The following is a 10,834-nucleotide window of genomic DNA, read 5'->3' on the forward strand; positions in this document are numbered from 1 at the left end:
ACGGTGGCCTTGACCGAGTCGGCGTTCTCCACAGCACTGTCGGATTTCTTGCTCTGGCCGTTCTGGGAGCCGACGAACAGCACGCCGCTGGCATGCAGGGTGGGGTCGCCCGTCACGGTGACTTTGCCGATGTCGGTGGTGATGCCGACCAGCTTGTCAGTGAGGTCCGGCGACTGGTTTACCGCGACGAGGACCAGGTCCACCGTGGCGCCCGGGTGCAGGAAGTCGCCGGTCTGCAGCGCCTGAATGTGGACATTGCGCAGCGCGACGTTGTTGATCACCGCCTGGCTGCCGTCGACGGCCGATTGCTGCATGGCGGTCTGCGCAACCTGTCCGGCGCTGCAGCCGGCGATCGCGCCGGCGCCGATCACGGCACCGGCTGCCAGCGCGGCGAGCTTTGCCGAGCGACGACTCGAGCGGGATTTCGAGACGCGGTAGTCGAAGCGGTTCACTCAAAGCCTCCTGCTCGGCCCTCGAACGCCACTGCGGTTCGACTATGCACAGTAGTAGGTCGACCCGGGCCGCGAAACCGCAGGGCACCAGAGTCGGATTCGAGCAGCGCAACAGCATCTTTGACGCCTCGAACAGCTCGCGGCTGCGGCCCCCCGGGCGGCGCCGAACGGGTTGTGGATATGTCAGCACCTTGCACGAAACTCTCCGTATGTCAACCCCCTTTGCGCATGCCTGATGCCCCTGACCTGCATCGTTGTTCCCCACGTGTTGGCGTGACGTGTTAGGATGGAGGCACGAAAGGGGCTCGAAACTGATGAATTTTGCGGTCGGAGACACCGTTGTCTATCCACACCACGGTGCTGCGTTGATCGAGGCGATTGAAACCCGAACCATCAAAGGGGAACAAAAGGAATATCTCGTCTTGAAGGTGGCGCAGGGCGACCTGACAGTTCGAGTACCCGCTGAGAACGCCGAGTACGTCGGCGTCCGCGACGTGGTCGGCCAAGAGGGCCTTGACAAGGTGTTCCAGGTGCTTCGCGCGCCGCACACCGAAGAGCCGACCAACTGGTCCCGCCGCTACAAGGCCAACCTGGAGAAGCTTGCCTCCGGCGACGTCAACAAGGTTGCTGAGGTCGTCCGCGACCTGTGGCGCCGCGATCAGGAACGCGGCCTGTCCGCCGGCGAGAAGCGCATGCTGGCCAAGGCCCGTCAGATCCTGGTGGGCGAGCTCGCGCTGGCCGAAAGCACCGACGACGCCAAGGCGGAGACCATCCTCGACGAGGTCCTGGCCGCCGCTTCCTGAATCGCCTGACGCGCAAGGACCGGGGTTGAGCGGCACGGTCGCAGTTGTCCCGGCCGCCGGGTCTGGCGAACGGTTGGCGGCCGGTGTGCCGAAAGCTTTTTACCAACTCGACGGGCTCACCCTGGTCGAACGCGCCGTCAATGGCCTGCTGGAGTCCGGTGTGGTCGATCGTGTCGTGGTCGCGGTACCTGCCGACCGCACCGACAGGGCGAAATTGATCCTGGGCCGGGACGCGACTGTCGTCGCCGGCGGAGCCAACCGCGGCGACTCGGTCGGCCGGGCGTTAGCGGCCGTGGCCGACATAGAAGATCCCGACTTCGTGCTGGTCCACGACGCTGCCCGGGCGCTGACACCGCCCGAGTTGGTGGTGCGGGTCGTCGAAGCGTTGCGGGCCGGCCATCAGGCCGTCGTGCCCGTCGTGCCGCTCTCGGACACCATCAAGGCCGTCGATGCCAACGGCGCGGTCCTGGGGACGCCGGAGCGGGCCGGTCTGCGTGCCGTGCAAACCCCGCAGGGTTTTGCCACCGAACTTTTGCTGCGCGCATACCAGCAGGCCGGAACGGCCGATTTCACCGACGATGCGTCGCTGGTCGAGCACGTTGGCGGGCAGGTGCAAGTGGTCGACGGCGATCCGTTGGCGTTCAAGATCACCACCCGGCTCGACCTGCTGCTGGCCCAGGCGATCGTGAACCAGTGAACGCGCGAGTCGGTTTAGGCACCGATGTGCACGTCATCGAACCTGGCAGGCCGTGCTGGTTGCTTGGCCTGCTGTTTCCCGACGTCGACGGCTGTGCCGGACACTCCGACGGCGACGTGGCCGTGCATGCGCTGTGCGACGCGCTGCTGTCGGCGGCCGGATTGGGCGATATCGGCGACGTGTTCGGTGTCGACGACCCGCGGTGGGCCGGTGTCAGCGGTACGACGATGCTGCGCCACGTCGCGGATCTGATCGCACAGCACGGCTACCGCGTCGGCAACGCGGCGGTACAGGTGATCGGCAACAGTCCCCGGGTCGGGCCGCGTCGGGAAGAGGCGCAGACGGCGCTCACCGAAGTGCTGGATGCGCCGGTGTCGGTGTCGGCGACCACCACCGACGGGCTCGGGCTGACCGGGCGTGGCGAGGGCCGGGCGGCAATCGCGACGGCTTTGCTGGTCGCGGTCGACGACACCGCGCGCTAGCCGGGCAGGGCCGGCTGATCTTTCGCATCGCGGTGATCGTTTCCCTTGCTGGTGGACGCTCGCGCCGTGTCCGGCAGGCTTTGTCGGCGCAATCGACTCGGTGACGGTGCAGTGGTCATCGATTACATATCCGGCCCGGTAAGCTGGCACGTCGTGACCGATAGCGCCGACCTGCGGCTACACGACACGGCGACGGGTGCCGTGCGTGAGTTCGTGCCGATGCGGCCCGGACACGTCTCCATTTATTTGTGCGGCGCCACCGTGCAGGGACTGCCGCACATCGGGCATGTGCGCAGCGGGGTCGCGTTCGACATCCTGCGCCGCTGGCTCAGCGCGCGGGGCTGCGACGTCGCCTTCATCCGCAACGTCACCGACATCGACGACAAGATCCTCAACAAGGCCGCCGCTGCCGACCGGCCCTGGTGGGAATGGGCGGCGACCTACGAGCGGGCGTTCTCGGCCGCCTACGACGCCCTAGGCGTCCTGCCGCCGTCGGCCGAGCCGCGGGCCACCGGTCACATCACCCAGATGGTCGAGCTGATCGAGCGGCTGATCGAATCCGGCAACGCCTACGCCGGTTGCGGTGACGTCTACTTCGACGTGTTGAGCTACCCCGAGTACGGCCAACTGTCCGGGCATCGGATCGACGACGTGCATCAGGGCGAGGGGGTCGCCACGGGTAAGCGTGATCAGCGGGACTTCACGCTGTGGAAGGGTGCCAAACCCGGCGAGCCGTCGTGGCCTACACCCTGGGGACGGGGACGGCCCGGTTGGCACACCGAATGTGTGGCAATGGCGCACGAATATCTCGGTGCGGAATTCGATATCCATTGCGGGGGAATGGATTTGATTTTCCCGCATCACGAGAACGAGATTGCGCAGAGCCACGCGGTCGGCGACAAGTTCGCCCGGTACTGGCTGCACAACGGCTGGGTCACCATGGGCGGCGAAAAGATGAGCAAGTCGCTGGGCAACGTCCTGTCGATCCCGGCGATGCTCCAGCGCGTCCGCGCCGCAGAGCTGCGGTACTACCTTGGCAGCGCCCACTACCGCTCGATGCTGGAATTCTCCGAGACGGCGCTGCAAGACGCGGTCAACGCCTACGTGGGCATCGAGGAATTCCTCCATCGGGTGCGCACGCGGGTCGGCGCGGTCGAACCCAGTCGGTGGACGCCGCGGTTCGCCGCCGCCCTCAACGACGACCTCGCGGTGCCGGCGGCGCTCGCCGAGGTGCATCGCACCCGTGCGGAGGGCAACCGCGCGCTGGATGCAGGCAACCACGACGCCGCACTAGCCCACGCCGCCGAGATCCGGGCAATGATGGGCATTCTCGGCTGTGACCCGCTCGACGAGCGCTGGGAGTCGCGCGACGAGACGTCGGCTGCGCTGGGCGCGGTAGACGTGCTGGTACGCGCCGAGTTGGAGCGCCGCGAACAGGCTCGCGTGCAGCGCGACTGGAAGCTCGCCGATGAGATACGGGACCGGCTCAAGGACGCCCATATCGAGGTCACCGACACCGGCGATGGCCCCCAGTGGTCACTGGAAACCGATGGCCGGTAACTCGCAGCGCCGCGGCGCGATACGCAAGACGTCCAAGAAAGGTCCAACCGTCGGCTCCGGCGGGCAGCGACGCCGCGGGCTGGAGGGCCGCGGAGCTACTCCGCCGGCGCACATGCGGCCGAACCACCCGGCCGCCAAGCGGACCAAGGCACAGGCACGCCGGCCCGCCAAACGCAAAGACGACGGTTTCGAAACCGTACTGGGGCGCAACCCGGTGGTGGAATGCCTGCGCGCCGGGGTTCCGGCGACCGCGCTGTATGTAGCGCTCGGCACCCAGGCCGACGAGCGACTCACCGAATCCGTCACTCTGGCAGCCGATTCCGGTATCGCGATCCTCGAAGTGCCACGCACTGACCTGGATCGAATGACCACCAACGGTTTGCACCAGGGCATCGCCCTGCAGGTGCCGCCGTACAACTACCTGCATCCCGACGAGTTACTCAAGACGGCTATCGCCACCCCGCCGGCCCTGCTGGTCGCGCTGGACAACATCTCCGACCCGCGAAACCTGGGCGCGATCGTCCGCTCGGTCGCGGCGTTCGGCGGCCACGGCGTGCTCATTCCGGAGCGGCGGTCTGCGTCTGTGACGGCAGTCGCGTGGCGAACCAGTGCCGGTGCGGCGGCCCGCATTCCGGTCGCGCGCGCCACGAATCTCAATCGGACACTTAAGGAATGGGCTGACCGAGGCCTGCAGCTGGTCGGGCTCGACGCCGACGGCGACACGATCGTCGACGACGTGGACGGCGGCGGTCCGATCGTGGTGGTGGTCGGATCGGAAGGCAAGGGGTTGTCCCGGTTGGTCCGCCAGAGCTGCGACGCGGTGGTGTCGATTCCGATGTCGGGTCCTGCCGAATCGTTGAATGCCTCGGTGGCCGCCGGGGTCGTGCTGGCCGAAATCGCCCGTCAGCGGCGAAGTTAGCCGAGCGATGGCCAGCAATCTGCCGCGCGACCGTAAGATTCTCGCCGCCACCGGCACCTTCGTCGGCTACGCAGCGGTCATGTCCATCCTGGAACGTCGCATGCGAGCGACCGGTGGGCCGGGGATCATCCCATTTGAGTTGGCCGGAAGCGGTTTTCGCGCCGAACAGATCATGGCTCAATGGGGGCGCGACGGCGAGCGGGCAGCGCGTATCTCGACGTGGCTCGACTTCGGATACATGACGACTTATGGCACCCTCACGGCGCTGCTGATCGAGCGTGCTCGTCGGCGCCGCGGGCATCCGCGCTCGCTGACCGCCGTCGCGATGGTGGCCGTGGCCGGCGACGCAGTCGAAGGGGTCTCGCTGCTCAAGGTACTGGATCGCAACAACGTCGATCGCTATGCGCGGTTCGCGCGGGCCGCGGCCCTGGTCAAATTCGCTGCGCTGACCGGCGCACTTGGTTATGTTGTGGCAGAAGCCGCGAGCCCGTTACGCGGGTTCGCGGATCGGTGATGGAACCGACTGCTGCCCAAGGTATCCGGTGAGCAGGAGAACGATCTCGTCTTCGAGCTGATGTGGATCGACTGGGTCGGGCGACGCGATGAGTCGGTGCACCAGAGATTCGATGGTGGCCACGACCAGGCGGGCACTGAGCCTGCCAGTGGCATGTACCGCCGGGTGTTGTTCCAGCAGTTCGGCAGTCGCGTCCACCGTGGTCTCTTCCAAGGCATGCAGCCGCGACAGGAACGCCGGGGCGCGCGGAGCTTCCTCGAACAACACCTGATGCAGTCGGGGATTGTCACGGCGGTTGTCGATGGTTGCCCGGACGAAGACGCGCAGCGCGTCATCGAGGTGGCGCAACGTAAGCGCGCATTGCTGATATCACATGCGCATCTAAAACAGATAAGGCACTCTCACCTCCGAGAGTGACTCCAGGGACCGGTGCGGCGAAAGAGGTTCACACGCCCAGCACGCGCACCGCGGCCCATAACGCGAGCACGGCGGCGACCAGGGAGGTGGGCACGGTGAACAATCCGAGGCAGGTGTATTCGCCGACGCTAGCGGATACGTCGTATCGACGTAACACACTGCGCCACAATAAATTCGACAGCGATCCGACGTAGGTCAGATTCGGGCCGATGTTCACCCCGATCAACACGGCCAGCACTGCGGCCGGCCCGATCGGCGCCACCAGCGGCACCAGCACCAGCGTTGCGGGCAGGTTGTTGACGACGTTGGCCAGCACCGCCGCAAGCGCCGCGAATCCCAACAGCGCGAGCAGCCCTGACCCAGACGGCAACAGCGCGCCCATCCGGGCGGATACACCGTTTTGCATAACCGCCTGCACGACAACGCCTAACGCGAGCACGAACACCAGAAACGGTACGTTCGTCGCACGGACGACATCCGCTGCCGAGGTGTGCCGCCGGGCCAGGCTGCGTACCGCCATCACCGTGGCCCCGGCGAGCGCGGCCCAGGCCGGCGCCACCCCCGCCGCCTCGGCGACCACGAAGCCGATCAGCGTCAGCGCGACGACCACCAACGCGAATACCGGTGTTGGCGGCGCGGGCTCGTCCTGCTGGGGATCGGGTTGCACGCTGAGGTCACGGCGGAAGAACACCCGGAACACGACGTAGACGGTGCCCACCGCGGCCAGCCACGGCAGCGTCATCAGCACGGTGAACCTCACGAACGACACGTTTGCGGCGTGAAAGGCCAGCAGGTTGGTCAAATTCGACACTGGCAGCAACAGCGATGCGGCATTGGCGAGGTGCGCAGTGGCGTAGGCGTGCGGACGGACCGGTGCTCGCAGTCGCCGAACCGTGGTCAGCACAACCGGGGTCAGCAGCACCACGGTCGCGTCGAGGCTCAACGCCGCGGTAATCACGGCGGCGATGACGAACACCTGCCGCAGCAAGCGTCGTGAACCAACGTGTCCCCGCGCCATCGCCGCCCCGGCAGCTTCGAACAGGCCCTCGTCGTCACACATCTTGGCCAGCACCAGCACCGCGCCCAGGAATGCGACGACGTGCGACAGCCGGGCAGCTTCGGTCATCGCATCGTGCACCGAGATCGCGCCGACGGCGATCAGCAGCACCACGGCCGGCACGGCGGCGAACGCCTCCGGCCAACCCCGTGGACGGGCAACCGCGAACGCGAGCACAGCCGCCAGCGACAGGAGCGCGAGAATGAGCGTCAAACTCAGGCCCAAGGATCTTCGCGTTGCCACACCGTTGGCATGTCCAGCGCGACGCCGTCCTGCTCGGCCAGCCTGCTCAGGACGCGCACCGACGCGTCCAGGTCGTCGGCCGCATAGGGCAAGGCGCGCAACGGCTTCGACAACGGGCGGAAGAAATCGTCCCAGTGCACCAAGATTACGCGGCGCGCACTCACGGCTCGCACGGTCTCCGTCCAGTAGTCGGCGAGATAGGACTCCGGTTGCACGCCGAGCTGGCCGACGCCGAGGTAGACCACGTCGGCTTGCCGGCCGTTCAGCGCACCCTGCACGAACCCGGCGCTGCCCTGAATCAACAGCCGTCGTTCCGAGGGCCGGTGGTGTACCAACGCCGACCACGCTTCGCCGCATCGGTAAGCCGCCGCCCGCACCGGCGGCACCACCGGCCGGTCGATCGCCCCGGGAAACCGGTCGGGTGGGCTATGGCGTGATTTCACCAACGTTATGTCAAAGGCGCCCAACCTAATTGGCGTGCCCGAATCCGCGAGCACCAGTCGGTCTGCGGTAAGTCCATGGCCGCGGCCGACATTGGCCGCAGACTCACCGCCGACCAATTGCGCCCCAGTGCGCTCAGCGACCAGCGCGGAATCCAGCGCGTGGTCGAAATGCGTATGCACCGGGACGACCGCCGCCAATTTCGTGATGCCGACGCGTGCCAGGCATCCGTCGACCCGGGCGGGCGACGGCGAGACCTTGCCCATCCCGACCCGGCCCAGACCGGGCCGGGAGAAGAAACCGTCGGTCATCACGGCTGAAGTCCCGTCGTCGATCAGCAGCGTCGTTACTCCCAGCCACGTCACCGTCAGGGGGGTGTCGGGGCCGGCGACCGGCACGCTGAAGCGGTGCGAGTGCCGCGCGAGATCCGGGCGTCCGGTTCGTAGCCGCATCAGCAGAACGCCCTCAACTCGATGCCGCCGGCCTTCAGCCGGTCCGCGACGGCCGATGCGATCTGCACCGCGTCGGGCGAATCACCGTGTACGCACACCGATTCCACCTGCAGCGCGACCGTCGATCCGTCGACGGCGGTCACGGTTCCTGACGTCGTCATGGCCAGCACTCGCTCGGCGATAGCGGCCGGATCACCGAGCACCGCGCCGGGTTCGCGCCGGGACACCAGCTGGCCGTTCGACCGGTAGGCGCGATCGGCGAACGCCTCGGGGACGGTACGCAGCCCCCGCTGCCGGGCTTCGTCGAAGAAGACCGAGTCGCCCAGGCCAAGCACCGGCAGTCCGGCGTCGACCGTCCGCACCGCCTCGGCGACTGCGGCTGCCTGTTCGCGGTTGACCATGATCGTGTTGTACAGCGCCCCATGGGGTTTGACGTAGGACACCGCAGACCCGGCCGCCTGCGCCAGCCCGTGCAAGGCGCCGATCTGATAGATGACGTCGGCCAGCAGATCCTCAGTTGTGACGTCGATGAAGCGCCGGCCGAAGCCGGCCAGGTCGCGATAACTCACCTGCGCGCCGATGCGCTTGCCGCGCTCGGCGGCACGCCTGCACACCGAGAGCAACCCGGCCGGGTCCCCCGCGTGGAACCCACACGCGACGTTGGCGCTGGTGACGATGCCGAGCATCGCATCGTCATCGCCAAGCCGCCAGACGCCGAAGCCCTCACCCAGGTCGGCGTTGAGGTCGATGCGGGCCACGGTCGTTAGCTTATCGGCTGACGCCGGCCAGTCACCGCCGCCACCGAAGGACTTCACCAGATGCAGCTAGTCCGGCTGGCTCGGCTCAAAACAGTGTGATCAGGACGATTCCGGCGACCAGCAGTACGGCACCGGCAGCACGCGCCGGCGTTATCACATGTTGGGGCAGATGCAGCCAACCAAAGTGGTCGATCACGACCGAGGTGATCAAATTGGCGCTGACCGTGAACGCCGCAAAAGGTCCTGCGCCGACGCGATCGACGAACAATAACCCGGCAACCACAGCGAACGCGCCGACGATTCCACCTAGCGGCGCCCACCACGGCATCGCCGAAATCCCTTCCGTGGTCGGCAGTGGCCGAGGGAAAACCGCTGTTATGACAACGAATACCGCTGCGATGAGACCGAACGAGACCAGCGATGCCAACCACGGATTGACCAGTGAGCTGCGCAGCACAGCGTTCATCGGTATGCCAATCGCTTGTAACGCACCGGCGGCGGCGATAAATGGAAACACCCAGAACGCGTTGACAGTTTGCATGTCGGACTCCCTTCCCGAAGATTTCCCCGTAGCCAGCTTTGCAGGACCACGGCCGAATGGCGACGGAACGCTCGTCGCCGCCCCACCGTCCGGAAAAGCAGACCGGCTGTCCTCGATATGGTCCCGGTCACGGACGACTGAGGAATCCGCTAATCAGAATTGAGAGCGGGTACCAACTCATGCAATCCGGCGGGCAATGCCCGGTAGCCTCACAGAATGAGCCCCCTGCCGCGACGCCGGGCGACCCTGGCATCGCTTGCGGCTGAGCTCAAAGTCTCGCGCACCACGATCTCGAACGCGTACAACCGGCCCGATCAACTCTCGGACGCGTTGCGTGAACGCGTGCTCGCCACGGCCAAACGATTGGGATATCCCGGGCCTGACCCGGTGGCGCGGTCGCTGCGTACTCGCTGGGCAGGTGCGGTGGGTCTGATGATCACCGAACCCCTCACCTATTCCTTCAGCGATCCCGCTGCGCTGGATTTCGTTGCAGGACTTGCGGAATCGTGCGAAGAGTTCGGTCAGGGGTTGCTGCTGGTGGCGGTTGGCCCGAACCGGAATGTCGCCGACGGAACGGCGTCCGTGCTTGCCGCGGGTGTGGACGGGTTCGTGGTGTACTCGGCGGCCGGCGACGATCCCTATCTGCAGGTCGTGTTGCAACGTCGCCTGCCGCTGGTGGTCGTCGACCAACCCAAAGACGTGCCCGGCGCATCGCAGGTGGGTATCGATGACCGGGCTGCGATGCGCAAGATGGCCGATTACGTGCTCGGTTTGGGCCATCGCGAGATCGGGCTGCTGACCATGCGGCTGCTCCGGGACCGTCACCAAGGGTTGGCCGACCCCAGACGTCTGCAGGCATCCACCTTTCACGTGCAGAGCGAGCGCATCCGCGGCGTCCGCGAGGCGATGACCGCCGCGGGCCTCGACCCGGATTCGCTGACCGTCGTCGAAAGCCACGAGCACACCGCGGCCTCCGGTGGCGTCGCGGCCGAGATCGCGCTGCGGGCCAATCCGCGGATCACCGCGTTGATGTGCACCGCCGACGTGCTGGCCATCGCGGCGATGGATTATCTGCGCGCACGCGGTAAGTACGCACCCGGTCAGATGACCGTGACCGGCTTCGACGGTGTACCCGAGGCGATGAGCCGTGGCCTGACCACGGTCGCGCAGCCGAGTCTGGAGAAGGGCCGCCGCGCGGGTCAGCTCCTGCACAAGGGCGATATCAACCCGACGATCGAGGTGCTAGACACCCAGCTGATCCGCGGTCGTACCGCCGGGCCGCCGGCCTGAGCGGTCAGGCCTGGGCGGTGTCCCCGTTGCCGATCAGCAGTCGCACTGCCAGATCCAGCCGCTTGCTGACGTCAGTGGCCGACGCCCGGCGGGTGAGCCACGCCAGCAGGTTCGAGAGCCACACATCCGAGATCACCCGTGAGATGTGGTACTGGTCTTCGGTCGGCTCGCCGTCGCTCATGGCGCGGGCGAACATCGAGTCGATGAG

At 66.7% G+C, this 10,834-nt stretch carries 13 protein-coding genes and 1 pseudogene; 7 read left to right on the forward strand and 7 right to left on the reverse strand.

Going from position 1 to position 10,834, the window contains the following annotated elements; translation table 11 throughout:
- Positions 1-452 (reverse strand): hypothetical protein (locus tag WAN02_RS24140; protein ID WP_422267134.1); only part of this gene is annotated, 452 nt, incomplete at its 3' end.
- 314 nt (positions 453-766) lie between these two features.
- Between WAN02_RS24140 and carD the strand changes: the two genes are divergently transcribed.
- The 6 genes from carD (at position 767) to WAN02_RS24170 (ending at position 5,427) form a co-directional block, all read left to right on the forward strand.
- Positions 767-1,255 (forward strand): RNA polymerase-binding transcription factor CarD, encoded by a 489-nt coding sequence (carD, locus tag WAN02_RS24145; protein ID WP_324440733.1) that lies wholly within the window; start codon positions 767-769, stop codon positions 1,253-1,255.
- Between the two features lie 25 nt (positions 1,256-1,280).
- Positions 1,281-1,952, forward strand: a complete 672-nt coding sequence (gene ispD, locus WAN02_RS24150) for a 2-C-methyl-D-erythritol 4-phosphate cytidylyltransferase (RefSeq protein ID WP_422267136.1) — start codon at positions 1,281-1,283, stop codon at positions 1,950-1,952.
- The gene (gene ispF / locus WAN02_RS24155; protein WP_422267138.1) at positions 1,949-2,434 is read left to right on the forward strand and encodes a 2-C-methyl-D-erythritol 2,4-cyclodiphosphate synthase; all 486 of its coding nucleotides are present in this window, start codon (positions 1,949-1,951) and stop codon (positions 2,432-2,434) included. Before ispD ends, ispF begins: the two co-directional genes overlap by 4 nt.
- A gap of 153 nt (positions 2,435-2,587) precedes the next feature.
- Complete coding sequence (gene cysS / locus WAN02_RS24160) at positions 2,588-3,994, forward strand: cysteine--tRNA ligase (protein ID WP_422267140.1); 1,407 nt, start codon at positions 2,588-2,590, stop codon at positions 3,992-3,994.
- Positions 3,984-4,913 (forward strand): 23S rRNA (guanosine(2251)-2'-O)-methyltransferase RlmB, encoded by a 930-nt coding sequence (gene rlmB / locus WAN02_RS24165; protein ID WP_422267142.1) that lies wholly within the window; start codon positions 3,984-3,986, stop codon positions 4,911-4,913. The genes cysS and rlmB overlap by 11 nt, the downstream gene beginning before the upstream one ends.
- A 7-nt stretch (positions 4,914-4,920) precedes the next feature.
- Positions 4,921-5,427, forward strand: a complete 507-nt coding sequence (locus tag WAN02_RS24170; protein WP_422267144.1) for a hypothetical protein — start codon at positions 4,921-4,923, stop codon at positions 5,425-5,427.
- On the opposite strand, the gene WAN02_RS24175 is transcribed toward WAN02_RS24170, so the two are convergent.
- From WAN02_RS24175 to WAN02_RS24195, 5 genes are all read right to left on the reverse strand, one after another.
- Complete coding sequence (locus WAN02_RS24175; protein WP_422267146.1) at positions 5,404-5,775, reverse strand: hypothetical protein; 372 nt, start codon at positions 5,773-5,775, stop codon at positions 5,404-5,406. The two genes, WAN02_RS24170 and WAN02_RS24175, sit on opposite strands and share 24 nt — an antisense overlap.
- Positions 5,776-5,872: 97 nt before the next feature.
- Complete coding sequence (locus WAN02_RS24180) at positions 5,873-7,114, reverse strand: SLC13 family permease (protein WP_422267156.1); 1,242 nt, start codon at positions 7,112-7,114, stop codon at positions 5,873-5,875.
- Positions 7,115-7,116: 2 nt separating this feature from the next.
- On the reverse strand, positions 7,117-8,037 hold the full coding sequence (locus WAN02_RS24185; RefSeq protein ID WP_422267148.1) for an MBL fold metallo-hydrolase: 921 nt from the start codon (positions 8,035-8,037) through the stop codon (positions 7,117-7,119).
- Entirely contained in the window at positions 8,037-8,795 is a 759-nt protein-coding gene (locus WAN02_RS24190; RefSeq protein WP_422267150.1) for a LamB/YcsF family protein, read from the reverse strand. Before WAN02_RS24190 ends, WAN02_RS24185 begins: the two co-directional genes overlap by 1 nt.
- Before the next feature lie 85 nt (positions 8,796-8,880).
- Positions 8,881-9,336, reverse strand: a complete 456-nt coding sequence (locus tag WAN02_RS24195) for a DMT family transporter (protein WP_422267152.1) — start codon at positions 9,334-9,336, stop codon at positions 8,881-8,883.
- 216 nt (positions 9,337-9,552) lie between these two features.
- On the opposite strand from WAN02_RS24195, the gene WAN02_RS24200 reads away from it, so the two are divergent.
- Positions 9,553-10,626, forward strand: a complete 1,074-nt coding sequence (locus WAN02_RS24200; protein ID WP_422267154.1) for a LacI family DNA-binding transcriptional regulator — start codon at positions 9,553-9,555, stop codon at positions 10,624-10,626.
- 4 nt (positions 10,627-10,630) lie between these two features.
- Here WAN02_RS24200 and WAN02_RS24205 read toward each other — a convergent pair.
- Positions 10,631-10,834, reverse strand: a pseudogene (locus tag WAN02_RS24205) (TetR family transcriptional regulator); the annotation flags it as partial.

This window comes from Mycobacterium sp. (genome assembly GCF_049281135.1).
Classification (GTDB): domain Bacteria; phylum Actinomycetota; class Actinomycetes; order Mycobacteriales; family Mycobacteriaceae; genus Mycobacterium.

Coding starts and splice junctions, on each gene's coding strand:
- carD (WP_324440733.1), top strand. CDS start 767: ATGAATTTTGCGGTCGGAGACACCGTTGTCTATCCACACCACGGTGCT.
- rlmB (WP_422267142.1), top strand. CDS start 3,984: ATGGCCGGTAACTCGCAGCGCCGCGGCGCGATACGCAAGACGTCCAAG.
- WAN02_RS24170 (WP_422267144.1), top strand. CDS start 4,921: ATGGCCAGCAATCTGCCGCGCGACCGTAAGATTCTCGCCGCCACCGGC.
- WAN02_RS24185 (WP_422267148.1), bottom strand. CDS start 8,037: ATGCGGCTACGAACCGGACGCCCGGATCTCGCGCGGCACTCGCACCGC.
- WAN02_RS24195 (WP_422267152.1), bottom strand. CDS start 9,336: ATGCAAACTGTCAACGCGTTCTGGGTGTTTCCATTTATCGCCGCCGCC.
- WAN02_RS24200 (WP_422267154.1), top strand. CDS start 9,553: ATGAGCCCCCTGCCGCGACGCCGGGCGACCCTGGCATCGCTTGCGGCT.